The sequence below is a fragment of the Microbulbifer sp. ABF4_143 genome, from assembly GCF_056160225.1.
Genome location: NZ_JBSWWT010000002.1, coordinates 143255 through 169649, shown reverse-complemented (window position 1 = coordinate 169649; position 26395 = coordinate 143255). Strand labels below are relative to the sequence as shown.

Annotated in this window: 21 protein-coding genes; 15 read left to right on the top strand and 6 right to left on the bottom strand. The window is 63.9% G+C overall.

What is annotated here, in order from left to right; translation table 11 throughout:
* Positions 1–5: 5 nt before the first annotated feature.
* On the top strand, positions 6–2285 hold the full coding sequence (gene clpA, locus ACXAF3_RS02505) for an ATP-dependent Clp protease ATP-binding subunit ClpA (protein WP_475110697.1): 2280 nt from the start codon (positions 6–8) through the stop codon (positions 2283–2285).
* A 121-nt stretch (positions 2286–2406) separates the two neighbouring features.
* On the opposite strand, the gene infA is transcribed toward clpA, so the two are convergent.
* From infA to trxB, 4 genes are all read right to left on the bottom strand, one after another.
* The gene (infA, locus tag ACXAF3_RS02500; protein WP_010130378.1) at positions 2407–2625 is read right to left on the bottom strand and encodes a translation initiation factor IF-1; all 219 of its coding nucleotides are present in this window, start codon (positions 2623–2625) and stop codon (positions 2407–2409) included.
* Positions 2626–2753: 128 nt separating this feature from the next.
* Positions 2754–3473 (bottom strand): arginyltransferase, encoded by a 720-nt coding sequence (locus tag ACXAF3_RS02495; protein ID WP_475110696.1) that lies wholly within the window; start codon positions 3471–3473, stop codon positions 2754–2756.
* Positions 3466–4185 carry a leucyl/phenylalanyl-tRNA--protein transferase gene (gene aat, locus ACXAF3_RS02490; RefSeq protein WP_475110695.1) on the bottom strand — a complete coding sequence of 240 codons (720 nt, stop codon included), beginning with the start codon at positions 4183–4185 and terminating at the stop codon, positions 3466–3468. The genes ACXAF3_RS02495 and aat overlap by 8 nt, the downstream gene beginning before the upstream one ends.
* Before the next feature lie 104 nt (positions 4186–4289).
* The gene (trxB, locus tag ACXAF3_RS02485; protein ID WP_475110694.1) at positions 4290–5237 is read right to left on the bottom strand and encodes a thioredoxin-disulfide reductase; all 948 of its coding nucleotides are present in this window, start codon (positions 5235–5237) and stop codon (positions 4290–4292) included.
* A gap of 416 nt (positions 5238–5653) precedes the next feature.
* Between trxB and ACXAF3_RS02480 the strand changes: the two genes are divergently transcribed.
* The 7 genes from ACXAF3_RS02480 (at position 5654) to ACXAF3_RS02450 (ending at position 13590) form a co-directional block, all read left to right on the top strand.
* The gene (locus ACXAF3_RS02480; RefSeq protein ID WP_475110693.1) at positions 5654–7996 is read left to right on the top strand and encodes a DNA translocase FtsK; all 2343 of its coding nucleotides are present in this window, start codon (positions 5654–5656) and stop codon (positions 7994–7996) included.
* A gap of 63 nt (positions 7997–8059) precedes the next feature.
* On the top strand, positions 8060–8671 hold the full coding sequence (lolA, locus tag ACXAF3_RS02475; protein WP_475110692.1) for an outer membrane lipoprotein periplasmic chaperone LolA: 612 nt from the start codon (positions 8060–8062) through the stop codon (positions 8669–8671).
* 6 nt (positions 8672–8677) lie between these two features.
* Positions 8678–10027: a replication-associated recombination protein A gene (locus ACXAF3_RS02470; protein WP_475110691.1), complete on the top strand. Its 1350-nt coding sequence runs from the start codon at positions 8678–8680 to the stop codon at positions 10025–10027.
* 18 nt (positions 10028–10045) lie between these two features.
* The gene (crcB, locus tag ACXAF3_RS02465) at positions 10046–10420 is read left to right on the top strand and encodes a fluoride efflux transporter CrcB (RefSeq protein WP_475110690.1); all 375 of its coding nucleotides are present in this window, start codon (positions 10046–10048) and stop codon (positions 10418–10420) included.
* A gap of 18 nt (positions 10421–10438) precedes the next feature.
* Positions 10439–11728, top strand: coding sequence for a serine--tRNA ligase (gene serS / locus ACXAF3_RS02460; protein WP_475110689.1), 1290 nt, complete (start codon positions 10439–10441; stop codon positions 11726–11728).
* Between the two features lie 80 nt (positions 11729–11808).
* Positions 11809–13194: a siroheme synthase CysG gene (gene cysG / locus ACXAF3_RS02455; protein WP_475110688.1), complete on the top strand. Its 1386-nt coding sequence runs from the start codon at positions 11809–11811 to the stop codon at positions 13192–13194.
* 132 nt (positions 13195–13326) lie between these two features.
* Positions 13327–13590, top strand: coding sequence for a hypothetical protein (locus ACXAF3_RS02450; protein WP_475110687.1), 264 nt, complete (start codon positions 13327–13329; stop codon positions 13588–13590).
* A 56-nt stretch (positions 13591–13646) separates the two neighbouring features.
* Here the strand turns inward: ACXAF3_RS02450 and ACXAF3_RS02445 are convergent, their stop codons facing one another.
* Positions 13647–16007, bottom strand: a complete 2361-nt coding sequence (locus ACXAF3_RS02445; protein WP_475110686.1) for a penicillin acylase family protein — start codon at positions 16005–16007, stop codon at positions 13647–13649.
* Between the two features lie 295 nt (positions 16008–16302).
* Between ACXAF3_RS02445 and ACXAF3_RS02440 the strand changes: the two genes are divergently transcribed.
* The 6 genes from ACXAF3_RS02440 to ACXAF3_RS02415 all read left to right on the top strand — a co-directional run bounded on the left by ACXAF3_RS02440 (position 16303) and on the right by ACXAF3_RS02415 (position 24500).
* On the top strand, positions 16303–18876 hold the full coding sequence (locus ACXAF3_RS02440; protein ID WP_475110685.1) for a TonB-dependent receptor: 2574 nt from the start codon (positions 16303–16305) through the stop codon (positions 18874–18876).
* A gap of 170 nt (positions 18877–19046) precedes the next feature.
* Positions 19047–20330, top strand: coding sequence for an ergothioneine biosynthesis protein EgtB (gene egtB / locus ACXAF3_RS02435; RefSeq protein ID WP_475110684.1), 1284 nt, complete (start codon positions 19047–19049; stop codon positions 20328–20330).
* An 8-nt stretch (positions 20331–20338) separates the two neighbouring features.
* Positions 20339–21301, top strand: a complete 963-nt coding sequence (egtD, locus tag ACXAF3_RS02430) for an L-histidine N(alpha)-methyltransferase (RefSeq protein ID WP_475110790.1) — start codon at positions 20339–20341, stop codon at positions 21299–21301.
* On the top strand, positions 21285–21773 hold the full coding sequence (locus ACXAF3_RS02425; protein ID WP_475110683.1) for a DUF411 domain-containing protein: 489 nt from the start codon (positions 21285–21287) through the stop codon (positions 21771–21773). Before egtD ends, ACXAF3_RS02425 begins: the two co-directional genes overlap by 17 nt.
* Before the next feature lie 282 nt (positions 21774–22055).
* Positions 22056–23396 carry a hypothetical protein gene (locus ACXAF3_RS02420; RefSeq protein WP_475110682.1) on the top strand — a complete coding sequence of 447 codons (1341 nt, stop codon included), beginning with the start codon at positions 22056–22058 and terminating at the stop codon, positions 23394–23396.
* Positions 23397–23489: 93 nt separating this feature from the next.
* Entirely contained in the window at positions 23490–24500 is a 1011-nt protein-coding gene (locus ACXAF3_RS02415; protein WP_475110681.1) for a hydrolase, read from the top strand.
* On the opposite strand, the gene ACXAF3_RS02410 is transcribed toward ACXAF3_RS02415, so the two are convergent.
* Positions 24461–25501, bottom strand: a complete 1041-nt coding sequence (locus ACXAF3_RS02410) for a methyltransferase domain-containing protein (protein WP_475110680.1) — start codon at positions 25499–25501, stop codon at positions 24461–24463. The two genes, ACXAF3_RS02415 and ACXAF3_RS02410, sit on opposite strands and share 40 nt — an antisense overlap.
* A gap of 263 nt (positions 25502–25764) precedes the next feature.
* On the opposite strand from ACXAF3_RS02410, the gene ACXAF3_RS02405 reads away from it, so the two are divergent.
* Positions 25765–26391, top strand: coding sequence for an RNA polymerase factor sigma-70 (locus tag ACXAF3_RS02405; RefSeq protein ID WP_475110679.1), 627 nt, complete (start codon positions 25765–25767; stop codon positions 26389–26391).
* Positions 26392–26395 lie beyond the last annotated feature (4 nt).

The following is a 26395-nucleotide window of genomic DNA, read 5'->3' as shown; positions in this document are numbered from 1 at the left end:
TTTAGATGCTCAGCAAAGATTTAGAGGTAACGCTCAATCTGGCGTTCAAGGGTGCGCGCGCAAAACGGCACGAGTTTATGACCGTAGAGCACCTGTTGCTGGCGCTTCTGGACAATGAGTCAGCGGCAGATGTACTGCACGCCTGCGGGGCCGATCTCAGCGCCCTGCGTCGCGAACTGCTCGAATTCGTCGATTCCACCACCCCGCTGATCCCGGAGGCGGATACCGATCGGGAGACCCAGCCGACACTGGGATTCCAGCGCGTGCTGCAGCGCGCGGTGTTTCACGTACAGTCCTCCGGCAAGAAGGAGGTCACGGGCGCGAATGTCCTGGTCGCCATCTTCTGCGAACAGGAGAGTCAGGCCGTCTACTACCTGAAGCAGCAGAGCGTCGCCCGCATTGACGTGGTCAATTACATCACCCACGGCATCTCGCGCGTCGGCTCCAGCGGCAACAACCACCACAATAGCACCGACCCGGCGCCGGAGCAGGTGGACGAGGATATAGGCGCGGCCGCCGAGCCGGGCGGCTCGGACCCGCTGGAGAGCTACGCCACCAACCTGAATCAGGAGGCGATACTCGGTCGCATAGACCCGCTGGTCGGCCGCGGCCCCGAAGTGGAGCGGGTGACCCAGGTGCTGGCGCGCCGGCGCAAGAACAACCCGTTGCTGGTCGGCGAATCCGGTGTGGGCAAGACCGCCATCGCCGAGGGACTGGCGCGGCGTATCGTCGACGAGGAGGTGCCGGAGCCGCTGCGCAACAGCACCATCTATTCCCTGGACCTCGGCTCGCTGCTGGCGGGCACCAAGTACCGCGGCGACTTCGAGAAGCGCTTCAAGGCCCTGCTGGCCGAACTGAAGAAACGCGAAAACGCGGTGCTGTTTATCGATGAGATTCACACCATTATCGGCGCCGGCGCCGCATCCGGCGGCGTTATGGATGCGTCGAACCTGCTCAAGCCGCTGCTGTCCAGCGGCCAGCTGCGCTGTATCGGATCCACCACCTTCAGCGAATATCGCGGAATTTTTGAGAAGGATCGCGCACTGTCGCGACGTTTCCAGAAGATTGACGTCAGCGAACCCACGGTCGAGGAGACGGTGCAGATACTGCAGGGGCTGAAGAGCTGTTTCGAAGACCACCACAAGGTGCGCTTCACCGACGCTGCCCTGGAGGCGGCGGCGCAGCTGTCCAGCCGCCATATCACTGAGCGCTTCCTGCCGGACAAGGCCATCGACGTGATCGACGAGGCCGGCGCCTACCAGTCGCTGCTGCCGCCGGAAGAGCGCAAGGAGGTGATCGGTGTCGCCGAGATCGAAACGGTCATCGCCAAGATGGCGCGGATTCCGGCCAAGAGCGTATCCGCCTCCGACAAGGAGCAGCTGGCCAAGCTAGATGAAAACCTGAAGATGGTGGTGTTCGGCCAGGATCAGGCGATAGAGGCGCTCAGCACCGCCATCAAGCTGAGCCGCGCGGGCCTCGGCGCCGAGGAAAAGCCCATCGGCTCCTTCCTGTTCGCCGGCCCCACCGGCGTGGGCAAGACCGAGCTCTGCCGCCAGCTGGCCAAGGTGATGGGTATAGAGCTGATCCGCTTCGATATGTCCGAGTATATGGAGCGCCACACCGTCTCCCGCCTGATCGGCGCGCCCCCCGGCTATGTGGGCTTCGACCAGGGCGGTCTGCTGACCGACGCGGTCACCAAACACCCCCACAGCGTGGTGTTGTTGGACGAAATAGAGAAGGCGCACCCGGAAGTCTTCAACCTGCTGCTGCAGGTGATGGATCACGGCACCCTGACCGACAACAACGGCCGCAAGGCGGACTTCCGCAACGTCATACTGATCATGACCACAAACGCCGGCGCCGAGCTGATGAGCCGCCGCTCCATCGGTTTCTCCAGCCAGGATCACTCCAGCGACGGCATGGAGGAGATCAAGAAGATGTTCACCCCGGAATTCCGCAACCGCCTGGACAGCATTATCCAGTTCAGCGCGCTGAACCTGGAAGTGGTCAAGACGGTGGTGGACAAGTTTATCGTCGAGCTGCAGGCGCAGTTGGACGAGTCCCGCGTAACCCTCGATGTGGACGAGGAGGCGCGGGAGTGGCTGGCCGTAAACGGCTACGACGAGAAGATGGGCGCGCGCCCGATGGCGCGGCTGATCCGCGACAAGCTGCGCAAGCCGCTGGCGGAGGCGGTACTGTTCGGCGAGCTGGCGGAAGAGGGCGGTCGTGTGGAGGTCACCATCGAGAACGACGAGTTGGCAATCAAGACGGCGGTTCCCGCCTAGCGCCCTGCGCCTGGTACCCGAAAAACGAAAAGGCCACCCCGCGGTGGCCTTTTCGTTTTTGGGGACGGCGGTTCCTACTGATCGCACATTGCCGATCGCCGCCGACCACTCGCGGCGCGTATCAGCGGGCGCGGTAGGTGATACGCCCCTTGCTCAGGTCATAGGGCGTCAGCTCTACCTTGACCTTGTCGCCGGTGAGGATGCGGATATAGTTCTTGCGCATCTTTCCGGAGATATGCGCGATCACCACGTGTCCGTTTTCCAGCTTTACGCGGAAAGTGGTATTGGGCAGGGTGTCGATCACCTCGCCTTCCATTTCAATGTAATCGTCTTTTGCCATGCGGCAGTAACCTTCAAATAATAACTTGTTCTGACCATTACCCCGGCTATCTTCCCCGTTGACAGGGGGCCGCGGCGCGACGGGCGAGCATTTTGCACGAAAAGGCACAATAGAGCAAAGGCGCGGGGCTATCGGGACTTCAGCGCCCAGCGATTGTCCCGCAACAGCTCGGTGGGCTGGAACTGGCTCTTGTAGGCCATCTTCTGGCACTGCTCTATCCAGTAGCCCAGATAGAGGCTCGGCAGACCCAGGCGCCGCGCCCATTCGATCTGGTACAGGATGCAGTAGGTGCCGAGGCTGCGCTTGTCCTCGTCGGGGTCGAAGAAAGTATAGATGGCCGACAATCCGGCGGTCAGCAGGTCGGTCACTGCCACCGCCATCAGCCGGCCGCGGGCGCGAAACTCGATATAGCGCGTGCTGCCCCAGGCGGGGCTCAGAAAGCTGCGGTACTGATCGCGGCTCGGCGGATACATTTCCCCCTCTGCGTGTCGCCGCTCGATATAGCGCGCGTACAGCTCGTAGTGCTCGTCGGTGTCTATGGTCTCGACGTGAAAGATGTCCAGGTCGCGGTTGCGCCGCCAGCAGCGGCGCTGCTTGCGGCTGGGCACGAACAGGCTCACCGGCACTCTGGCGGGCACGCAGGCGCGGCAGGTCGCGCACTGGGGCCGGTACAGGTAGCCGCCGCTGCGGCGAAAACCCAGCTCGGACAGGCGGCTGTACAGGCGCTGGTCGATCGGCGTCTGCGGGTCCACGAACACCGTGGTGGCCTCCTGCCCGGGCAGATAGCCGCAGGGGTGGGGCAGGGTGGCCAACAGGCGCACGGAATCCAGCTGGGAATACTTACTCATAGCTCCACGACAGTTTCCACGGCTGTGGGAAGGGCGGCTGCCGGAGGCCGGCCGCCAGCAGCCGCTCGAAATCCCCGCGGCTGATCTCCACCGCGCCGAGGCTGGCCAGGTGCGGATTGCGCACCTGGCAGTCGATCAGCGGGCAGCCCCACAATTCTAATTGCCGCACCAGGTGGACAAAAGCGACTTTGGACGCATCTGTGACGCGGTGGAACATGGATTCGCCGAAGAATACCCGCCCCAGCGCCATTCCGTAGAGGCCGCCCGCCAACTCCCCGTCCCGCCACACCTCCACCGAGTGGGCGTACCCCAGGCGGTGCATCTCGATATAGGCATCGCGCATCTCGTCGGTGATCCAGGTGCCCTCACCGTCGGCCCGGGGCGCGCGGCAGCCCTCGATCACGGCCTCGAACGCACAGTCGAAGGTGACCCGGAAGTCGCCGCGGCGCAGTGCCTTGCGCAGGCTGCGGCGGATACGGAACAGATCGGGAAGCACCACGCAGCGGGGCGACGGGCTCCACCAGAGGATCGGCTGATCGTCGGAATACCAGGGGAATATGCCGCGGCGGTAGGCGGCCAGCAGCCAGTCCGGAGTCAGGTCTCCGCCGATGGCCAGCAGTCCATTGGGGTCCTTCAGGGCGAGTTTCGTCGGCGGAAATTCGATCCGCCCGGGGTCGAGCAGGGTCAGATGGCCGTCGCTGCTTCCGGTCACACTCGATCCTCCGTCTCCGACTTGGGGTTCGCGGGCACCTGGGAAGATTGGCGCGGAGCCCGGTATCCGCCCGCGGCCCCTGGGGTCCGCGGGCCGAGCCCCGGCTACTGCGCGTCCAGGAAGCGCTCCGCGTCCAGCGCTGCCATACAGCCGGTGCCGGCAGAGGTCACCGCCTGGCGGTAGATATGGTCGGAGACGTCGCCGGCGGCGAAGACGCCGGGGACCGAGGTCTGGGTCGCATTGCCGTCCAGGCCGCTCTGCACAATGATATAGCCGCCGTTCATCTCCAGCTGGCCCTCGAAGATCTCGGTGTTCGGCTTGTGGCCGATGGCGATAAACACACCGGAGACCTCCAGCTCTTTGGTGCTGTCGTCCTGAGTGCTGCGCAGGCGCACGCCGGTGACGCCGTTGTCGTCGCCCAGCACCTCGTCCAGGGTGTGGTGCCAGCAGACGTTGATATTGCCGTTCTCCACCTTGTCCATCAGGCGGTCCTGCAGGATCTTCTCGGCGCGCAGCTCGTCGCGGCGGTGGATCAGGGTCACCTCACTGGCGATATTGGACAGGTAGAGCGCCTCTTCAACCGCGGTGTTGCCGCCGCCGACCACTGCCACCTTCTGGTCGCGGTAGAAAAAGCCATCACAGGTGGCGCAGGCGCTGACGCCGCGCCCCTGGTAGGCCTCCTCGGAGGGCAGGCCCAGGTACTGGGCAGAGGCGCCGGTGGCGATGATCAGCGCGTCGCAGGTGTAGGTGTCGTTGCCCTTCAGGGTGAAGGGGCGCTGCTTCAGGTCCACTGAGTCGATGTGATCGAAGATGATCTGGGTATCGAAACGCTCAGCGTGCTGCTGCATCTGTACCATCAGGTCCGGCCCCTGCAGATCCGCCGGGCCGCCGGGCCAGTTCTCCACCTCGGTGGTGGTGGTCAGCTGTCCGCCCTGTTGCATGCCGGTGATGACCACCGGGTTCAGGTTGGCGCGCGCGGCGTAAATGGCCGCGGTGTAACCGGCAGGGCCCGAGCCCAGGATAATCAGTCGATGGTGGTTGTTTTTACTCATGAAGCACTCTTAGGAAACGGTATTGAACACAGTGTACTCGGCGATTCGCGGACCAATCCGCCCGACGGCTTTGCGATCGGTCGAGCGTTTCACGGGGTCCCGGCTTGGGCGCCATCATAGGCGATACGGACAGGTGGGCGAAATAGTTTGGCTTAATTTGACCGATTGCGGGCCTCTATACGGGAGACCGGCCGCGCCACAGGTGCGGACGAGACAAATCTCGACACACTTCACACAAATTATCAGCAATATCTCTTATCCTATTGATTTTACTGAATAAAAAGAAAGTTAAAGTAATGTCTCACGCGGGCCGCCGGTAGCATTTCCGCCACGTCTGTAGTACACAGTCGGCAGCTGCGGAAGTGAACGCCGCCGAGCCGATATCAAAGAGCCGCAACAAGAGCCGAGGTAAGCCATTGAAGGCTGATAGCGCAACCGAACAATCCACCGAAGAGAAAGCCCCCCAGGCGGACTCCCTGATCGCCCGCCTGCTGCGCGAGGGCGCCCTGATCGCGCTGCTGGCCGGCGCCCTGTTGCTCGCGATCAGCCTGATGAGCTACGACGCACAGGATCCCGGCTGGTCCCATACCGGTCACGGCGGCCAGGTGCACAATGCGATAGGACCCACCGGCGCCTGGCTGGCGGATGTCTGCCTGTCCCTGCTGGGCTGGATGGCCTACCTGTTCCCGCTGCTGATCGGCTGGCGCGCCTTCGGCATTCTTCGCGATCGCAACGCGCGCTTTCACGGCCCGCTGTTTGCGCTGCGGGTATCCGGGCTCGCCCTGCTGATGGCCACCGGTGCCGGCATCGCCACCCTCTGTTTCGCCCAGGCGGAGGAGCCGCTGCCTTTCTCCAACGGCGGCATTATCGGTGCGACTATCGCCCAGGCGGCGGAAACCAGCCTCGGCTACGTGGGTGCGACCATACTGTTGCTGGCGCTGTTTGCGATCGGCATCACCGTGTTTACCGGCCTGTCCTGGCTGAAGCTGGCGGACGCCATCGGGCGCAATATCCTCGGTTTCTGCGCCTGGCTCGCCAGCCGCCTGCAGCGCGCGCGCCAGAAGCGGGCCGAGGAGCGCGCGGCGCGCCAGGCCATCGTGGTGCGCAAGGCCGCCGTGGAGGAGGAGAAGCAGCGCACCGCCAAGCGGCTGCCGCCGAAAATAGAGCCGGCCGCCCCCAAGCCCAAACAGAGCCCGCGCGCGGCCAAGGAGAAGCAGGGCGAGCTCTTCTCCGCCGGCCCGGTCACCGGCACGCTGCCGCCGCTGTCTCTGCTCGATGCGCCGGACAAGAACAAGAAGGCGGGCTTCTCGCGCGAATCCCTCGAGGCATTGTCGCGCCTGCTGGAACTGAAGCTGAAGGACTTCGGCGTGGTGGCCGAAGTCGTTTCGGTGCTGCCGGGACCGGTGGTGACCCGCTTCGAGATTCAGCCGGCGCCGGGAGTCAAGGTCAGCAAGATCTCCAACCTGGCCAAGGACCTGGCCCGCTCCCTGGCCGTGATCAGCGTGCGCGTGGTCGAGGTGATTCCGGGCAAATCGGTGGTGGGCATCGAGATACCGAACGAGAACCGGCAGATGGTGCGCCTCAGCGAAGTGCTGTCGGCGGATGTCTACGACAACGCCAAGTCCGCCCTGACCCTGGCGCTCGGTCACGATATCTCCGGGCAGCCGGTGGTGGCGGACCTGGCCAAGATGCCGCACCTGCTGGTGGCCGGCACCACCGGCTCCGGTAAATCCGTCGGCATCAACGTGATGCTGCTGTCGCTGCTGTACAAGTCGACGCCGGAAGAGGTGCGCCTGATCCTGGTGGACCCGAAGATGCTGGAGCTGTCGGTCTACGAGGGCATACCACACCTGCTGACCCCGGTGATCACCGATATGAACGACGCCGCCAACGGCCTGCGCTGGTGCGTGGGCGAGATGGAGCGGCGCTATAAGCTGATGGCGGCCATGGGCGTGCGCAATCTGGCCGGCTTCAACCGCAAGGTGCGCGAGGCGATAGAGGCCGGGGAGCCGCTCGAAGACCCCACCTGGCAGCCGGATCCCCTGTCCAGCGTACCGGAGGCGGAGCAGACGCGCCCGCACCTGAAGCCGCTGCCGGCCATCGTCGTGGTGATCGACGAGTTCGCCGACATGATGATGATCGTCGGCAAGAAGGTGGAGCAGCTGATCGCGCGCATCGCACAGAAGGCCCGCGCCGCCGGCATCCACCTGCTGCTGGCCACCCAGCGCCCGTCGGTGGATGTGATCACCGGCCTGATCAAAGCCAATGTGCCCACGCGAATCGCCTTCCAGGTGTCTTCCAAGATTGACTCCCGCACCATTCTCGACCAGGGCGGGGCCGAGCAGCTGCTGGGCCACGGCGACATGCTCTACCTGCCGCCGGGCAGCGGCGTGCCGGTGCGGGTGCACGGCGCCTTCGTCGACGACCACGAGGTACACAAGGTGGTCGCGGACTGGTCCCGCCGCGGCGAGCCGGACTATATCGAAGGCATCACCGACGATTCCACCAACAGTATTCCGGTGCCGGGCCTGCAGACCGAGGGTGGCGACGAGGACGACCCGGAGGCGGACGCCCTCTACGACGAAGCGGTGGCCTTCGTCACCAAGTCGCGCAAGGCCTCCATCTCCTCGGTGCAGCGCCAGCTGCGCATCGGCTACAATCGCGCCGCGCGCCTGATCGACGCGATGGAGGCCGCCGGCGTTGTGTCCCCGCCGGAACACAACGGCAACCGCACCGTGCTGGCCCCACCGCCGGCCTGATTCAGTTTCGGTTCAACCGCCGGACGCTAGGCTTTAAGGAAATCCCAGCACTGGAATCCCGCTATGAAACGCATTTTCAACGCCCTGATAGGATCACTCGCCCTGGTCGCTGCCGGCGCCTGGGCCGACGCCACCGACGAGCTGAGCCGCCTGTTGCAGCCCCTGGCGGCCATTTCGGGCAATTTTCAACAGACACTGATCGACGAGCGCGGCGAGGTTTTGCAGAAGAGCAGCGGCAACTTTTCGGTGCAGCGCCCCGGCAAGCTGCGCTGGCAGACCGGCGAACCCTTTCCGCAGCTGCTGGTCACCAACAACAAGAAACTGTGGCTCTACGACCCGGACCTGGAGCAGGTCACGATACGCCCGGTGGACAAACGTATGAAGGAAACCCCGGCGCTGCTGCTCGGCGGCAAGGTGGAGGAAATCCGCGGTTCCTTCAATGTCACCAGCAAGAAGGGGGCCTACCACCTGACCCCGAAGAGCGCCTCGGCGCCCTTCAAGTCGATGGAGATCCGCTTCGGTAAGAACGGCCTGCCGTCCCGCATGACCGTGCGCGACGGCATGGGCCAGACCACCAAGATCAAGTTCAGCGGCCTGCAGGCCAACCCGAAGCTCTCGGCCTCGATCTTCAACTTCAAGCCACCAAAAGGCACGGACATTATTCGGGATGAATAGCACGCGATGAGCGACCTGTTTCAGCAACCCCCGAAACACCAGCCCCTGGCCGCACGCATGCGGCCCGAATCCCTGGCCCAGTACGTGGGCCAGACGCATTTATTGGGCCCGGGAAAACCGCTGCGGGAGGCGGTGGAGCGCGGTCAGCTGCACTCAATGATCCTGTGGGGGCCGCCCGGCGTCGGCAAGACCACCTTCGCGCGCCTGCTGGCCAGGGAGTGCGACGCGCGCTTCGCGACCCTGTCCGCGGTGCTGGCCGGTGTGAAGGAGATACGCCAGGCGGTGGCCGAGGCCGAACAGCACCAGGCCCAGTTCGGGCGCGGCACGATACTCTTCGTGGACGAGGTGCACCGCTTCAACAAAGCGCAGCAGGACGCCTTCCTGCCCTATGTGGAGGAGGGCACAGTCACCTTCGTCGGCGCCACCACCGAGAACCCCGCCTTCGAGCTGAACAACGCGCTGCTGTCCCGCTGCCGCGTCTACCTGCTGCGCTCAATCGCGGAAGAGGAACTGCTCGGGCTGCTGCGGCGCGCCCTGAGCGAAGACGAGGAGCTGGCGCGGCGAGAGATCGACATCTCCGGTGACGTGCTGGCCAAGATCGCCCGCGCCGCCGACGGCGACGCGCGCAGCGCACTGAATCTGCTGGAGATCGCCTGCGACCTGTCGCGGGAGGAGGGTGGCCGGCAGTTGGTGGACGAATCCGTGCTGGCGGAGGTGCTGAGCGCCGACGTGCGCCGCTTCGACAAAGGCGGCGACTACTTCTACGACCAGATTTCGGCGATGCATAAATCGGTGCGCGGCTCGGATCCGGATGCGGCCCTCTACTGGTTTGCGCGCATGCTCGACGGCGGCTGCGATCCGCTGTATATCGCCCGCCGCGTGGTGCGCATGGCCAGCGAGGATATCGGCAACGCCGACCCGAGGGCGCTGACCCTGGCGCTGAACGCCTGGGATGTGCAGGAGCGCCTCGGCAGCCCGGAGGGGGAGCTGGCCATCGCCCAGGCGGTGACCTACCTGGCGGTGGCGCCGAAGAGCAACGCCGTCTACACCGCCTACAAGCGGGTGCTGGCGGACATCCGCCGCGACCCGAGCTACGAGGTGCCGATTCACCTGCGCAACGCGCCGACCAAACTGGCCAAAAGCATGGCCCACGGCGCCGACTACCGCTACGCCCACGACGAGCCGGATGCGTTCGCCGCCGGAGAGAACTACTTTCCCGAGGAGATCGCCGAGCGCCGTTACTATCAGCCGGTGCCACGGGGGCTGGAGTTGAAAATCGGCGAGAAGCTGGAAAACCTGCGCCGGCTGAACCGGGAAAGCGAGCGGCAGCGCTACAGAAACACGCAAGATAACTGAATTCGGGGCAACCCCCTTATGCAATGGCTGGCAATTGCCCTCGGCGGCGCGGTGGGCGCAATCCTGCGCCACCTGATCACCGTGTGGAGCTACCCGGTATTCAACGGCAAATTCCCTCTCGGTACCCTGATCGTCAATGTCGGCGGCTCCCTGCTGATCGGCGTCGCCTATGTGCTGATCGTCGAGCGGGCCGCGCTCGGCCAGGAGTGGCGCCTGCTGCTGATGACCGGCCTGTTCGGGGCCCTGACCACCTTCTCCACCTTCTCGCTGGAAACCGTCATGTTGTGGCACAATGGCCAGCCTTTGACGGCGCTGGCCTATCTCCTTATCAGCCTGCTGCTGTGCCTGGCCGCGACCGCCGGGGCCATAGCGCTGACCATGAAATTCTTTTAATGCAGTAAAACGACCACCATGCTCGACCCTAAATTGATTCGCACACAGATGGACCAAGTGGCCGCAGCCCTGAAAAAGCGCGGCGTGGAACTGGACACGGCCCGGCTGGAAAGCCTCGAGGAGCGCCGCAAGGAATTGCAGGTGCGCACCGAAAGCCTGCAGAACGAGCGCAACAGCAAGTCGAAGAACATCGGTCGCGCCAAGGCCGCCGGTGAAGACATAGCGCCGCTGCTGAAAGAGGTGGAATCCCTGGGCGGCGAGCTGAACCAGGCCAAGCAGGCGCTGGCTGAACTGCAGGGCGAACTGGATGGAATCCTATCGGCCATCCCGAACCTGCTCGACGAATCGGTACCGGAAGGGGAGAGCGAAGACGACAACGTCGAAGTGCGCCGCTGGGGCCAGCCGCGCCAGTTCGATTTCCAGATCAGGGACCACGTGGACCTGGGCGCGCAACTGGGCGGACTCGACTTCGAGATGGCCACCAAGCTGACCGGCTCGCGCTTCGCGGTGATGACCGGGCAGGTAGCCAGACTGCACCGCGCCCTGGCGCAGTTTATGCTCGACACCCATATCGAGGAGCACGGCTACCGCGAGGCCAATGTGCCGGTGATCGTCAACGGCGACTCCCTGTACGGCACTTCGCAGCTGCCGAAGTTCGAGGAGGATCTGTTCAAGCTGACCGACGAGCGCGGCTTCTACCTGATCCCGACCGCGGAAGTGCCGCTGACAAACTTCTACCGCGACGAGATCGTCGAGGACGCCCAGTCGCTGCCGCACAAGCTCGTCGCGCACACCCCCTGTTTCCGCTCCGAAGCCGGTTCCCACGGCCGCGACACCCGCGGCATGATCCGCCAGCACCAGTTCGAGAAGGTGGAACTGGTGTGGGTGACCCGCCCGGATCAGTCCGAGGAGGCGCTGGAGACGCTGACGCAGCACGCGGAAACCATTCTGCAAAAACTGAAGCTGCCGTACCGCACCGTGGTGCTGTGCGGTGGCGATATCGGCTTCGCCGCGCGCAAGACCTACGATATCGAAGTCTGGATTCCGTCCCAGGACAAGTACCGGGAGATCTCCTCCTGCTCACTGGTGGGCGATTTCCAGGCGCGCCGTATGAAGGCCCGCTGGCGCAACCCGGAAACCGGCAAGCCGGAACTGCTGCACACCCTGAACGGCTCCGGCCTGGCGGTGGGACGCACCCTGATCGCGGTGCTGGAAAACTACCAGCGCGAGGACGGCAGCATCGAGGTACCGGAAGTGTTGCGCCCCTATATGCGCGGCCAGGAAGTTCTTGGCCCGGAATCTGCATGACGCAATCCGTAGGGGCGAGCCGCAGGCTCGCCCGGAGCTGAAGGGCGGGCACGGGGTCCGCCCCCGAACGGAATTCCAATTTGCGTTACCTACCTCTCGCCTTTGATGTCAAAGACCGCGCCTGCCTGCTGATCGGCGGCGGCGCGGTCGCCACCCGCAAGGCGCGCCTGCTGGCCAGAGCCGGCGCGCGCCTGGTAGTGGTTTCCCCGAAAATTACCGACGAACTGCGCCGGCTGGTCGCCGACAGTGGCGGGCAGCACTTCTGTGCCCAATACCATGCGGACTACCTCGACGACGCCGAACTGGTGATCGCCGCCACAGGGGATAGCAACACCAACCGCGCAGTGTCCGCCGACGCCCAGTCCCGGCGCCTGCCGGTCAATGTGGTGGATGCACCAGGTTTGTGCACTTTCACCTTCCCGGCCATCGTCGAGCGCGGGCCACTGTCGATCGGTATCAGCAGCGGCGGCGCGGCCCCTGTACTGGCGCGGCGTATCCGCGCACAACTGGAGGCGCTGTTGTCGCCGGGTATCGCCGCGCTGGCGGAACTGGCGGCGCGCATGCGCGACAGGGTCAAGGACTCTCTGCCGGAGGCGCGCCGCAAGGACTTCTGGCAGTGGGTCTTCTCGGGCCCGGTGGCCGGCAAGGTGGAGGCGGGCAGGGTGGCCGAGGGCGAAGCGGAACTGCTCGCGGCGCTGGAACGCTGGCGCGGCAGCCCGGCACCGGGCGGCGAAGTCTATCTGGTCGGCGGCGGCCCCGGCGATCCGGACCTGCTGACCTTCCGCGCCCTGCGCCTGATGCAGCAGGCCGATGTGGTTCTCTACGACCGGCTGGTGTCGCCGCAGGTGCTGGATCTGGTACGCCGGGATGCCGAGCGCATCTACGTGGGCAAGAAGAAGGAATTTCACTCGGTACCCCAGGAAGATATCAATCAACTGCTGGTGGATCTGGCGCGGCAGGGCAAAAAGGTGCTGCGCCTGAAGGGCGGTGATCCCTTTATATTCGGCCGCGGCGGCGAGGAGATCGACCGCCTGGCCGCAGCCAAAATCCCCTTCCAGGTGGTGCCCGGCATCACCGCGGCCTCCGGCTGCGCCAGCTACGCCGGCATTCCGCTGACGCACCGCGATCACGCCCAGTCGGTGCGCTTTATCACCGGCCACCTGAAGCAGGGGGAGCTGGAACTCCCCTGGCGCGAGCTGGCATCACCGGGGCAGACACTGGTCTTTTACATGGGCCTTACCGGCCTGCAAACCATCTGCACACAGCTGGCGGCCCACGGCCTGCCGGCGCAGACGCCGGCCGCGCTGATCGAGAAGGGCACCACCAGGGAGCAGCGCGTTGTAGTGGGGGATCTGGCTACCTTGCCGGAGCTGGCGGAGAAGGAAGCCGTGGAGGCGCCGGTGCTGACGATCGTCGGTGGGGTCGTCAGCCTGCACGAGAAACTGCGCTGGTTTAACCCCCAGTAGGAGCGGCCCATGGCCGCGATCGATCTGCGCTCTTGGCAGAGTCCTATCGCGGCCATGGGCCGCTCCTAGGGTCGCAATCTGCAATACGGCGAGCACCTATACTGCAAGGGAAGTCCACCCGTGGTGCTCGCTATGTTGTTGGCCCTGATCCGCTTTTACTGCACCCTTTTGGTGCGCTTTTATCTGCCGCGGGAAAGCGAAATCCCGTTGCCGAATAGCGCAGACAGTCACGGCCGCCGTTACAGCCGCCGCTATCGCGTCAAGAGAGGCTGGGTAAAGAACCTCTGGATCGGCACCGCGCTGTTGATGCTCTGCTTTCCGCTGCTGCCGTTTGTACTGGCGCTGGGTCTGCTTACGTCCTTTCTTTCCTTCGCAATCCTGGACGAGACCGCCTGACGGGCGAACAAAAGGTCGGTTCCAGCCGCTCCGCGCCTTCGGCCAAACAAATCGCCTCAGTGCAGCGTTAGCGTATAGCGGCTCTCCCCCTCCACCAGTGGCGACGCATTTCCGTCAACCCAGTCCTGGTGGCCATTGCCGAAAAAGGGCGACAGCGGATGCGCGCTCTGACCGGTGGCCATATGGAAGATCGCGTTTTCCTCGCGTCCGGGAGCGACCACCATGCGCTCGGAGGCGCCGTGGGTCGGGGACTGGAAGCGCGGCATATGGGTGTCCCCGGGAAGCGGATCCGCCGGCATGGCGGTAAACCAGTTGACCGCCGCCAGGCCCCTACCCAGCGGGTGCTGGATACGCGCGCTGTTTTCGACGCCCCAGGTCTGTTCCGCGAGCGGGCGGCCGTCCCCGGCCATCTCTTCCAAAGTCCTGTCCAGAGCGGCGAGCTTCAGGGCGCGCCAGGACTCGAAGTCGGGGTTCAGCAGTTGCGCCGGCTCCCGCAGCGCCATCTCCCACAGCGCGTACTCGAACTGGCGCTTCAGCGGGCCGAAGGAAAAATCCGGCTGGTGGCGGCGCATATAAGTCAGGATCGGCGCGGTGGTGATTTCCATAAATTTCAGGCGGTAGTTGCGCACTATACGGTAGCCGACGGAATCGGCGCTGGCGCGACCGCCCCAATTCTGCACCTGTTCGCGCACATCCGCGTAATTTTCCTCCCCCTGAAGGAGTGCCAGCAGCTGCTCCTGCCAGCGCTGCAGAAACACCGCGCGATCGTCCAGCTGTATATCCAGCAGCGCCTGCTCGTCGAAGCTGTCGCGGGCGAAGAGAGCGTCGCGGATCTGCTGCTGGCGCGCGCCCAGGGCGTAGCCGTGATTGCCCATCAGGCGCAGGTAACCCCCGTCCATCGTGCGCGCGTTCGCGGTCCAGATGCGGTGCGAGGGCGGGTCGTAGACCCGCGGCTGCTCTTCCACGCCCAGGTAGCCGTCCCAGTAGGCGCTGCCGTCGGCCCAGGAAACCGAGCGGCTGCCGTCCAGGCCGACGCGGCGCGGTATCGCACCGCCGACGGTCCAGCCGATATGCCCGTCGCTGTCACCGACCACCAGGTTCTGGTGCGGTATGCCCAGTTCCGGCCCCAGATCCAGCGCCTCCCTGGCCGTGGTGACCGTCTCCATGCGCAACAGATTCAGGTTGCCGCCGCGAATGTCGTGGGCGACCCAGCGGTAGGCGAGGGGAATACCGCGGTGGTTCTCGGTCACCACCGGACCCCAGATGGTCTTCTTCACCTCAATAGTCTCGGCGTCGCCGCCTTTGACGGCGATGGTCTCGCGCTCAATCTCGAAATCGCGCCAGCCGTCCGGCGTCCGGTACTGGCGGCCGTCCTCGCTCAACTCCAGTGGAATCAGGTCACCCCAGTCCCCGGCGGTGTTGGTAAAGCCCCAGGCCACGAGGCCGTTGCTGCCTACCACAGCGATGGGGCCGCCGGGCAGGGTGGCGCCGCGCAGCCAGCGCTCGGTGCCCGGAATATTCCATCCGGCGCGATACCAGATATTGGGCACGTTGAGCCCCAGGTGCATATCGTCCGCCAGTATCGCGCCGCCGTGTTCCGTCAGCGCGCCCCCGACAACCCAGTTGTTGCTGCCGAAGATCTTGTCGTCGCTCTCCATCGGCCGATAGGCGACGGCTTCCCCCGCCTCCAGCAGCGACGCGATCGGCGTCTGCGGGATAGTGACCGGGCCGCGGGCCTCGCCGATCAGCGGGGCATCCCAGCGACCGCCGTCGGGAAAATAGAATTCGTACAGGTCCCGCGGCAGCAGTTCCGCCAGTGCCGTGTCGCGCAGCTCGAACTTGCCGATCGGGCTCTGCAGCGTCAGGTACATGCTGAACACCGTCAGCAGGCTGTCGGCGCCGGTCCAGGGCTTCGGCTCCCGGCCGAGCAGCACGTATTCCCAGGGCTTGGCGCCCAGCTCGCGCAGGCCGTAGTTGACGCCGTCCACATAGCGCTGCAGCAGCAGGCGCTGGGCCGTGGGCATGGCGGCGATATTGCGCTCCGCGCGTTTGCGGAACTGGTGCAGGCGCACCTCCTTATCGTGGTCCAGCGCCGCCGCCCCGACCAACTCGGAAAGTTCGCCGGCGGAATTGCGCCGCAGAAGATCCATCTGGAAGAAGCGCTCCTGCGCGTGCAGGAAGCCCAGCGCAAAGGCCGTGCTGTTGCGGTCCTCAGACTCGATCAGGGCGATACCCTGTGCGTCGCGGTAAATGGTGGCCGGAGCCCGCAGCATGCCGCCGGTATCCAGCGTGCCCTCGAGAATCGGCAGACTCTGTCGGAGCCACAGCCAGATGGCGAAGGCCATCACGGCCAGCAGCGCCAAGAGGCCGAACAGCCAGCGGAAGATGGGGCGGGATAGAGCAGAACTCTGGACCATAGGGGAGTACCGGTGGATCGTTATTGTAGGGCGCCAGTTCCGGGATTTTAGCAGCGGCGCCACCGGGCAAATAGTTACTGTGGGACAGATATCGGTCACAAAAAGAGTTTTTGTGTGGAATCTAATGCCAGCAAGGTGTCGATTCTCTATTCCGCGCCACACAGAACTGACCAGTCACTAGAAAAAAGTCATAACAGGCTTTCAAATCCGCCTGTCTGATCGTAAGATGGCGCCCAATAACAAAAAACGATTTAAAACATCACGCTTTTATAACAACAAACGCGAGGACGCGATGATGCACGACGCCGATCAGACCGGAAAAAACCGGCAATTCAGCCTGTCTATCCTCTCCGGAGCCATTGCCTTTGCCACTGCGATCAGCGGCACGGCCTACGCTGCGGAAATCGAGGAAGTGGTGGTTACCGCGCAGAAACGTGCGGAAAACCTGCAGGACGTACCCATTGCCATCTCCGCCGTTACCGGCGACAACATCAAGGCCATGGGCGTCAGGAACCTGACCGACCTGGGCAAGTCAACGCCCGGTGTCGAGATGAATAACGATACCCCGCTGCAGCCAACCTACAACATTCGCGGTATCCAGACTTCCGACTTCACCGTGGGCTCCGACCCGGCGGTGGCAGTCTATGTGGACGGTGTCTACAACGGCCGCGGCGCCGGCGCCGAGGTACCGCTGGCGGATATCGAGCGCGTGGAAGTGCTGAAAGGCCCGCAGGGTACCCTGTTCGGCCGCAACGCCACCGGCGGCGCCATCCACATCATTACCAAGAAGCCGCAGGCGGACGACACCACCGAGCTGAGCCTGACTGCCGGCAACTACGGCCGCCAGTCCACCGATCTGCTGATCAACCGCCAGCTGAGCGACAATCTGTACGGCCGTATCACCGCGTCCAACAATCGCCGCGATGCCTTCGCCGACAACCTGGCCGGCGGCTTCTCTGCCGGCAACCAGGACACCCAGACCTATCGCGCCTCCCTGCTGTGGGAGCCGAGTGAAAACACCGAGGTTCTGTGGCGCGCAGACTACGGGGTGATGGACCAGGGCAGTGCACTGCGCACAAGCGTAGTACCGAGCCTGCAGGCAATGGACGGCGGTACCGACGTGTTCGGCGATTACGCGCTGGATACGCCGACCATCGAAGACCGCGACTCCTTCGGCACCTCGCTGACTGTTACCTCGGATTTCGAGAACTTTACCTTCACCTCGATCACTGCATTCAGCAAGTTCGACGCACACCTGCAGCAGGACGAGGACGGTACCGCCAACCCGGACTATATGTTCGGTTCCGCCAACTTCGACGAGCAGGAGCAGTTCTCGCAGGAATTCCGCCTGAACGGCGCAACCGACACCCTGAAGTGGACCCTCGGCGCCTCCTACTCCCAGGAGAAACTGGAACATACGACCGATGCCTACTTTACCGCCGGCTCGCTGGAGTCTTTTGCGGTGTATGAAGGGATCAAGGCAGCCTATGCAGGCGCCGGCCTGACCACTACCGAACTGGAAGATACTGCCGTTCTGGCGCGTCAGGCCATGATCGGATTGGGGCAGGAAGGCGCGGCGGTTTCCACCTTCGTCTACGACCTGATGCTGCAATCCGGGCAGGTGGACCAGTTGCTGGCCGCGTTCGGTGCACCGGACTATATCACCGGCAGTATGCTCAACCGCGAAGACATGGCCGCCCAGCTGATGGCCGGCATATCGCCCTGGGTGATGGCGGACACGCCCTGGAACGAGTCCGTCTTCAACAGCGGTGATTACCGCTCCGCGGCTGTGTACGGCGACTTCACCTGGAGCCTGACCGACAAGATGGATCTGACCGTCGGTGCTCGCTACACCTCCGACAAGAAAGACTTCACCATCGAGAGCTCCTATCAGAACACCCTGCCTCTGGCCCTGACTGGCGGTGATGTGAGGCTGATGGATGGGAACGGCAACGTAATCGGCACCATGACCCTGCCGACCATGCCTCTGGGCGCAATCCCTGCGCCGCGCTTCGGCATGGCGTTCAACAACAACGGCATCGCCGACCTGTATCAGGAGCTCGACGATTCCTGGAGCGATATTTCCGGCCGTATCGTACTGGATTACCGCTGGACCGACGACGTCATGACCTATGTGTCGCTGGCGGAGGGCTTCAAGGCCGGCGGCTTCAACAGCTTCAGCGCAGCGCCGGGCATCGACCCGTCGTTTGACCAGGAAGACGTAACCAACCTGGAAGTCGGCATCAAGAGCAATTTGTTCGACAACCGCATGCAGCTCAACGCGGCGCTCTACAGCTACGAGTACGACAACCTGCAGGAACTGGATCTGGTTGGTAAGCCCATCCCGAACTACTACCTGCGCAATGCCGATGCCGAAGGGCAGGGTATGGAAGTTGAAGTGCTCTGGGCTGCCACCGACAACCTTCTGCTCGGCGGCAACTACTCGCACCTGAAAACCGAGTACACCCGCTATCAGATTCTCGAAGCGGCCGGGGAAACCGAAGAGGACTCCCGCGTAGGCCAGCCGCGCGTAGGTACCCCGGAAAACAAGCTGAACCTGATGGCGGAGTACGGCTTTGACCTGGCTTCCGGTGCCAACGTGGTACTGCGCGGCGACTACAACTGGACCGACGAGCGCGTCGGCACCGTCACCGACCCGTCTCGCGTGGTTGAGGACTACCAGCTGCTGAACCTGCGCGCGGCCTGGAGCAGCGCCTCAGACCGCTACTCCGCGGCCCTGTGGGTGCAGAACGCCACCGACGAGGAAATCGCCGGCGGTTATGGCGGCACCGGTTCCGCCATCGGTGCCAGCCCCGCTTGGCGCTATATGCCGCGCATGTACGGCGCCGACTTCACCGTGCGCTTCTAAGCTCAGCGCGATATCGCCTGAACTGGAAAAGGGTCGGCAGCGCCGGCCCTTTTTTATGCCCGAAACTGGCGCAGAATCTATCCTGTTTCCGGTCCATTTCGTGGGAATTCCGCCAGAACTGCGTATGATCAATGACAAGCATTGGAACTTAATCGCAGTCGGCAGTTGCCATGACAATACTGGCGGGTGAGGTAGATACGGAAGTTCGGCAACAACTGCTCGCGCGCTACAAGCGCGTGCGCGGGGAGACGGAGCAGTTGGCAGACCCGCTGTCGGCGGAGGACATGCAGCTGCAGTCGATGCCGGACGCCAGCCCCACCAAGTGGCACCTGGCCCACACCAGCTGGTTCTTCGAAACCTTCGTGCTGCGCCAACACCTTCCCGGATACCGCCGCTTCGATCCGGACTTCCACCAGCTGTTCAACTCCTACTACAACAGCCTCGGCACGCCGTTCCGGCGCCCGCAACGCGGCCTGCTGTCGCGCCCCGATCTCGACAGCGTCTTCGCCTACCGGCGCTTTGTCGATCGCCATATAGAGGCGCTGCTGACCGGCCATCCCCTGGGCCCGGAGCTGAAGGCCCTGATAGCGCTGGGCCTCAACCACGAGCAGCAGCACCAGGAGCTGCTGCTGACCGATATCAAGCACGCCTTTTCGATCAACCCGACACTGCCGGCCTATACCGACATTGCCCCCGAGGACGGCGCGCAAGACAGGGCCGCGCCTTTGAACTGGCTGGAGATTCCCGGCGGCGTCTACCGAATCGGCAGCGAGGGCGAGCATTTCCAGTTCGACAACGAAAGCCCCGCACACCAGCAGCTGCTGCAGGGTTTCCGCATCGCCTCGCGCCTGGTCACCAACAGCGAGTTCCTGGAGTTTATCGAGGACGGGGGCTACCGCGAGCCGCGCCTGTGGCTGTCCGACGGCTGGACCCACATACAGAAAAATCGCAGCGAGCACCCCGAGTACTGGCACAGGCGCGACGGGCACTGGTACCAGTTTACGCTCGCGGGCCTGCAGCCGATCGCCGACGCCGAACCTGTCTGCCACCTGAATTTCTACGAGGCGGACGCCTTCGCCACCTGGGCCGGCTTCCGTCTGCCCACCGAGTTCGAGTGGGAGGCGGCCGCCTGCCTGCTGCGAAAACCGGACCAGCTGGCCTCCGCCAACCTGCTGGAGCAGCGCACTTTTCGCCCCCTTGCGGCCAGTGGCGGCCAGACACAGTTTCTCGGCGATCTGTGGGAGTGGACCTCCAGCGCCTACCAGCCGTATCCGGGCTACCGCGCCAGCAGCGATGCCGTCGGCGAATACAACGGCAAGTTCATGTGCAACCAGAAAGTTCTGCGCGGCGGCTCCTGTATTACACCGGCGGATCATATCCGCATGAGTTACCGCAATTTCTTCTACCCACACCAATCGTGGCAATTTACCGGAATCCGCCTGGCAGGAGACTGAATGTGAACATGGCCTTGCCGTCCATCCGCGACGAACAACTGCAGGACAACGAATTTCTCAGGGATGTACTGGAAGGCCTGAGCGGAATACAGAAAACACTGCCGTGTAAATACCTCTACGACGAAACCGGATCCAAGCTGTTCGAGCGCATCTGCGAGCTGGACGACTACTATCTGACGCGCACCGAAGCCGCCATTTTCTCCGAACACCTGGACGATATGGCCCGGCGTATAGGCCCCGGGGCCCTGGTCGTGGAGCCGGGCGCGGGCAACTGCGAGAAGGCGCAGCCGCTGCTCGAACGGTTGCAGAACCCCAGCGGCTACTGCCCCATCGATATCTCCGCGGAGATTCTGCTTGCCGCAAGGGATCGGATTCACGCGACATTGCCGCAGCTCGAAGTGCGCGCGTCGGTCGGCGATTTCACCCAGGCGGAAGTGTGGCCGGCACTCGCCGATACGCCCGCACGCAAAAGGGTGCTGTTCTTCCCCGGTTCCACCATCGGCAATTTTGCACCGAGCGAGGCCAGGGCACTGCTCGCCTTCTTCGCCTCCCGCTTGCGCGCCGGTGACGGCCTGCTGATCGGCACCGACCTGGTGAAGGACCCGGTGGTGCTGGAGCGCGCCTATTGCGACAGCGAACATGTCACCGCCGCGTTCAACAAGAATCTCCTCGCGCGTATCAACAGAGAACTGGATGCCGACTTCGATCTGTCCCTGTTTTCCCACAGGGCTTTTTACCACCCTCTGCGCCAGCGGGTGGAAATGCACCTGGTCTGCCTGCGCAACCATATCGTACGCGTCGCCGGCCGGCCCGTGGCTTTTAGGGAAGGGGAGACGATCCACACCGAAAACAGCCACAAGTACTCTGTCGCCGGCTTTAGCGACCGGCTCCGCGAAGCCGGTTTCGCGCCGCTGTGCCACTGGGGCGATCCGCAACGGCGCTATGCGATCCACTATGCGCAAATCGCTTAGCCTCGCGCTCTGCCTGCTCGCCCTGGCCGGCTCGCTGCGCACGCCCGCAGTCGTCGCATCGGAGCCCGATTCACAGGCGGGCGGCTTCGTCGTCTACAAGCACCCGCTGTGTTTCTGCTGCAAGAAGTGGATCCGCCACCTGAGCCGGTCGGGTCTGGAAACCGAGACCCGCCACAAGGGCGATATGAGCGAGGTCAAGGGCCGCTGGGGCGTGCCCCAGGGGATGGAGGGCTGCCACACCGCCGTATGGCACGGCCAGTATGTGTTCGAGGGCCATGTGCCGGCCAGATACATCCGCCAGTTTCTGGCCGATCCGCCGGAGGGCAGTTTTGGCCTGACGGTGCCGGGCATGCCGGAGGGCAGCCCCGGTATGTACGGTGGCAAAAATTTCGAACCCTACAATATCTATCTGTTGCTGCGCGGCGGCGACTACCGCTTCTATGCCCGCGTCGAGGAACCGGAGCGGCACTGAGCGGCCGCCAAGATGCCCGCACATTCGGCGCCGCCGCAGGAATTTGCCCGCCCCGCCAACGGCCTTCAGCGCCGCTATCGCCGTCAAAGCCAAATTCTATTGGCGGCGCCCATCCCCTTGGTCTATCTAATGGAGTGTCTCGCAGCGGTAGCGCCCCCGGCGTTTGTGAAGCTCAGCTGAAACAAAGGACTACTAGATTCGGTTTTACGGAGGAGCTTTATGCGCATTCGTACACTTTTCTATTCCGCGCTGTGCGCACCTTTTCTGGGTACTGGCACGCTGATGTCCCTACCAGCCGCCGCCCAAATGAGCGCGCCGCCGAGCAGTTACGCGCCGGTGGTGGATAGGGAGACATTCGGCGCCACCGTCAAGCGGATGCGTGGGGAGAAGGGCGATGTCGAAAAACGCCACAAGGACCTGCTGAGCCGGCGCTACGACCTGTCCAACAAGCCGGTCAAGGGCGTCACCATGAGCGGTGGCAAGGCGGTGCAGGGCGGCGTGCGCGTGAAGCTGCCCCGAGGTGTCAGCTGGGAACAGCTGGCGAAGATGTCTCCCGAAGAAATCAAGCGCAAAGGGCTCTGGCCCGAGGGCTTCTATCCGCTGCCGCACCCGAACCAGAACGAAGGCGGCATGCTGTTCCCGCAATTTCATATCGACGCGGTGAAGCAGCAGGAGGGCAGGGACCTGACCCGTTTCGACCTGGACTTTGTGCTGCCGGACGAGTTTCTGCCGGAATTCCCGCCGCCCATTTTCCTGACCACGCGCCCGGACCTGGGCGACGTATCCCAGGGCAAGCTGGTGACCCTGAGCAATTACTACGATCTGTTTAACGGCATCCTGAACCCGAAGCAGCTCGAGGGGCTGCGCCTGCTGGTCACACCCTTCCCCCAGCAGCAGTTCAATGCCACCTGGGACAGGCGTTCGATGAAACCCAGCCAGGGGGTTGCCTGCCTGGACTGCCACGTCAACGGCCACACCAACGCGGCCACGCACCTGGTGGGCGATATCCGCCCGCAGAAGCACCGCCACCGTATCGATACGCCCACGCTGCGCGGCGTCAATATCCAGCGCCTGTTCGGTTCCCAGCGCGCGCTGAAAAGTATCGAGGATTTCACCGAGTTCGAACAGCGCGCGGCCTATTTTGACGGCGATCCGGTGATCGCGACCAAGAAGGGCGTGAATATTCTCGAGCGCGGCAGCCAGGTGCACTTTATGGCGGAAGTGCAGGAACTGTTCGACTTCCCGCCGGCCCCCAAGCTGAACCTGCTCGGGCGCCTGGACAAGTCCAAGGCCAGTGAACAGGAGCTGCGCGGGGAGCAGGTTTTCTTCGGCAAGGGTCAGTGCGCCGCCTGCCACACGCCGCCTTACTTCACCGACAACCTGATGCACAACCTGCGCACCGAGCGCTTCTTCGAGCCGAAGATGATCAACGGCCGCCTCGCCAGCGCCGACGGCCCGATCAAGACCTTCCCGCTGCGCGGTATCAAGGACTCGCCCCCCTACCTGCACGACGGCCGCCTGATGACGCTGGACGACACGGTGGAGTTCTTCAATCTCGTGCTCGGCACCCAGCTCACCGAGCGGGAGAAGAAGGATCTGGTGGCCTATCTGTACACCCTCTGACGGCGGATCTTTGGTTCCGCCGCCGAAAGAGGTAAGGTGCTAAGCCACTGACCCGGCAGCGAGGATTGCCGGGTTAACAGTTGAGTCCGATGTATGACTGAGAAGTTCTCACCCGCCGCAGGCCTGGGCAACTGCCATCTGCAGACGGTGTTCGCCCGTTTCCACCGCCCGAAACCCTGGGTGGCCACCGAGTGCCACTGGTACCGGACACCGGACGGCGACAGCCTGGCTCTGCACACGCCCGGCGCGCTGGAAGACGACCCGGCGCGCCCGCTGGTACTGGTGCTGCATGGGTTAGAGGGCTCCGTCGCCTCCCCCTACGCCCAGGGCCTGATGGAGGCTCTGCTCGGGCGCGGCTACCAGGTGGCCGTAATGCACTTTCGCGGTTGCGGCGGCATCCCAAACCGGTTGCCGCGCGCCTACCACAGTGGCGACAGTGACGATCCGCGCTGGCTGATCGCACAGCTGAAAAAGCGGCTGCCAAACACACCGATTGTTGCCGTGGGCTACTCCCTCGGCGGCAATGTGCTGCTGAAAATGCTCGGGGAGGACGGGCAGGGCAGTCTCCTCAGCGCGGCCGTCGCCGTTTCCGCGCCGATGGACCTGCACGCCTGCGCCCGGCGTATCAATCGGGGCCTGTCGCGCATCTACCAGCGCCACCTGCTGACCTGTCTGAGGGCGAGCCTGCAGCAGAAAGCGACCGACCCGAGGCTCGCCGCCGCGATGCCGGATCTGGACGAGACGATCCACTTCAGCAACTTCCGCAACTTCGACGATGCGTTTACCGCGCCGCTGCACGGCTTTCGCGACGTGGACGACTACTACACCCGCGCCTCGAGCAAGCCACTGCTGCGGCATATCCGCGTACCCACACTGATCATCCACGCCGAAGACGACCCCTTTATCTGCCCGTCGGCCATTCCCGCGGCAGCAGAAGTCAGCTCCTCGGTGCAGCTGCAGGTGAGCGAGAAGGGCGGCCACGTCGGATTTATCGGCGGCAGCCTGTGGCGCCCGCACTACTGGCTGGAAAGCCGTATCCCGGCCTTCCTCAATTCAGTCACCGCTCAGCAGCAGGGGCCGGCGGCCTCCGTTTCGACAACCTGAGTGAAGGGCAGGCCGCCGCCGCACCCCTCGAACAGGCCGTAGTGGGTGGAGAAATCGCCGATAAAATCGAAGTGTGTGGCAAAGCGTGTCTCCGCCAGCATGCGCCAGGTATTGCCGCATACCGGGAAGACCCTGCCCGTCTCGATCAGGTGGTGCTTGTCGAGCACAAAGCGGTGCGGACTATTGGGCACAGTGCCGCGATAGATCACCGCCTGCCCGTAGTCTTCACAGTCGCTCTCCAGCCCGGTCAGCTTGAACAGGCGATAGCTCGCGGAAAAGAACCGCAGGTTGCCGCAGCGCTCGGCGAGCTGCGGATTGGTAATCTGCAGCGGCCTGTCTTCGACCAGGCGCGCGTCGATAAAACCACTGGCGCGCGCGAGGCGCAGAAAATCGTTCCAGTAGAGCGCGCCTCCGAGGCACTCGCCGTAGAGCACCGGATCCCGGCGCAGCGCCTCCGGCACGCGCCGGTCGGCATAGACGTCGGAAAAATAGAACTCACCGCCGTCTTTCAAGAGGCGGTGCAGCCCCTGCAACACCGCCCGCTTGTCGGTCGACAGGTTCACCACGCAGTTGGAGACTATGACATCGAAACTAGCTGGTTCCAGGTCCAGCTCGTCGAGGCGCTCGATATAGCCGTGCAGGAAGCGCACATTGTCGAAGCCGAACTGCCGCGCGTGGTACTCGCGGTGCCGTTCCGCCACCGCCAACTGCTCCTCGGTCATATCGACGCCGACCACGGAGCCGCGCGGCCCCACCAGCTGGGCCAGGGCATAGACATCGCGCCCCGATCCGCAGCCCAGGTCCAGCACCCGGCAGCCCTCGAGCAGCGGCGGGCACACCAGCCCGCAACCGTAGTAACGCGACAAGACCTCCGGGTGGATTTTGGCCAGCAGCGGCTTCAGCCACTCGGGCACCGCGCTGGCATCACAGCAGGCGTCGGTCTTCAGATCTTCAGATCCCTGCAATTGTCGCCCGTAGTAGTCCCGGACGGCCTGATGCATCGATGATTGTTCCATGGTGGACCTCTGTTGAAAGGCGGGAGAGGGCGCTGCCCTCCCTATGAGTCGCTATTCAGCGGAGGATTCTTACACAGGTCTTCGACTCAAAAAATCCCGAAACGGTGTAAGGATTCTTTCCGCACGGCGACAGAAGCACTGGATTCCCACCGTTTGGCGCGGCAGCGGCGGATTGGAAGGGTGTTCGGGAGCGGGAGCTTTTCGGTTACCATTGCCCGCTTCCAGATGACCGCTTGAAGGGAAAGTCCGTGAACGACAACCTGGCCCCGGGTGCTGAAGACGCCACCGACGACGCCGTTTCGTCGCCGCTGAAGGATGCGGATTTTTTGCAGGAACTGCGCCAGCAGATGCAGCGCTTCGCGACGCTGCAGCTCGACGACCCGCAGCTGGCGGAGGACGCGGTGCAGGAGGCGCTGATCGGCGCCCTGAAGAATGCGCGCAGCTTCGGTGGCCGCTCGGCGCTCAAAACCTGGGTGTTCGCGATCCTGAAACACAAGATCGCCGATATTTTTCGCCAGCGCCGGCGTTTCGTCGACGCGGACCAGCTGCTCGGAGCAGACAGGGAGGAACATGACCACGACGAGCTGTTCGACCAGCGCGGCCACTGGCTCCGGGAGGAGCGCCCTGCGCACTGGGAGGACCCGGAATCCGCGATTCGCGACAAACATTTCTGGCGTGTGTTCGAGACCTGCCTGAATCACCTGCCGGCCCGCCAGGCGCGCCTGTTTATGATGCGGGAATTTATCGAACTGGAAACTCACGAGATCTGCGCCGCCGCCGAGATCACCGTGGGCAACCTCAATGTCACGCTCCACCGGGCGCGCCTGCGCCTGCGGGAGTGCCTGGAAAACAACTGGTTCCTGCGAGAGAGGTAAACCG

Coding starts and splice junctions, on each gene's coding strand:
- infA (WP_010130378.1), bottom strand. CDS start 2,625: ATGGCAAAAGACGATTACATTGAAATGGAAGGCGAGGTGATCGACACC.
- clpA (WP_475110697.1), top strand. CDS start 6: ATGCTCAGCAAAGATTTAGAGGTAACGCTCAATCTGGCGTTCAAGGGT.
- ACXAF3_RS02415 (WP_475110681.1), top strand. CDS start 23,490: ATGACTGAGAAGTTCTCACCCGCCGCAGGCCTGGGCAACTGCCATCTG.
- lolA (WP_475110692.1), top strand. CDS start 8,060: ATGAAACGCATTTTCAACGCCCTGATAGGATCACTCGCCCTGGTCGCT.
- egtD (WP_475110790.1), top strand. CDS start 20,339: ATGGCCTTGCCGTCCATCCGCGACGAACAACTGCAGGACAACGAATTT.
- ACXAF3_RS02410 (WP_475110680.1), bottom strand. CDS start 25,501: ATGCATCAGGCCGTCCGGGACTACTACGGGCGACAATTGCAGGGATCT.
- crcB (WP_475110690.1), top strand. CDS start 10,046: ATGCAATGGCTGGCAATTGCCCTCGGCGGCGCGGTGGGCGCAATCCTG.
- ACXAF3_RS02445 (WP_475110686.1), bottom strand. CDS start 16,007: ATGGTCCAGAGTTCTGCTCTATCCCGCCCCATCTTCCGCTGGCTGTTC.
- serS (WP_475110689.1), top strand. CDS start 10,439: ATGCTCGACCCTAAATTGATTCGCACACAGATGGACCAAGTGGCCGCA.
- ACXAF3_RS02420 (WP_475110682.1), top strand. CDS start 22,056: ATGTCCCTACCAGCCGCCGCCCAAATGAGCGCGCCGCCGAGCAGTTAC.
- trxB (WP_475110694.1), bottom strand. CDS start 5,237: ATGAGTAAAAACAACCACCATCGACTGATTATCCTGGGCTCGGGCCCT.
- ACXAF3_RS02425 (WP_475110683.1), top strand. CDS start 21,285: ATGCGCAAATCGCTTAGCCTCGCGCTCTGCCTGCTCGCCCTGGCCGGC.
- ACXAF3_RS02470 (WP_475110691.1), top strand. CDS start 8,678: ATGAGCGACCTGTTTCAGCAACCCCCGAAACACCAGCCCCTGGCCGCA.
- ACXAF3_RS02495 (WP_475110696.1), bottom strand. CDS start 3,473: ATGAGTAAGTATTCCCAGCTGGATTCCGTGCGCCTGTTGGCCACCCTG.
- ACXAF3_RS02450 (WP_475110687.1), top strand. CDS start 13,327: ATGTTGTTGGCCCTGATCCGCTTTTACTGCACCCTTTTGGTGCGCTTT.
- ACXAF3_RS02440 (WP_475110685.1), top strand. CDS start 16,303: ATGCACGACGCCGATCAGACCGGAAAAAACCGGCAATTCAGCCTGTCT.
- egtB (WP_475110684.1), top strand. CDS start 19,047: ATGACAATACTGGCGGGTGAGGTAGATACGGAAGTTCGGCAACAACTG.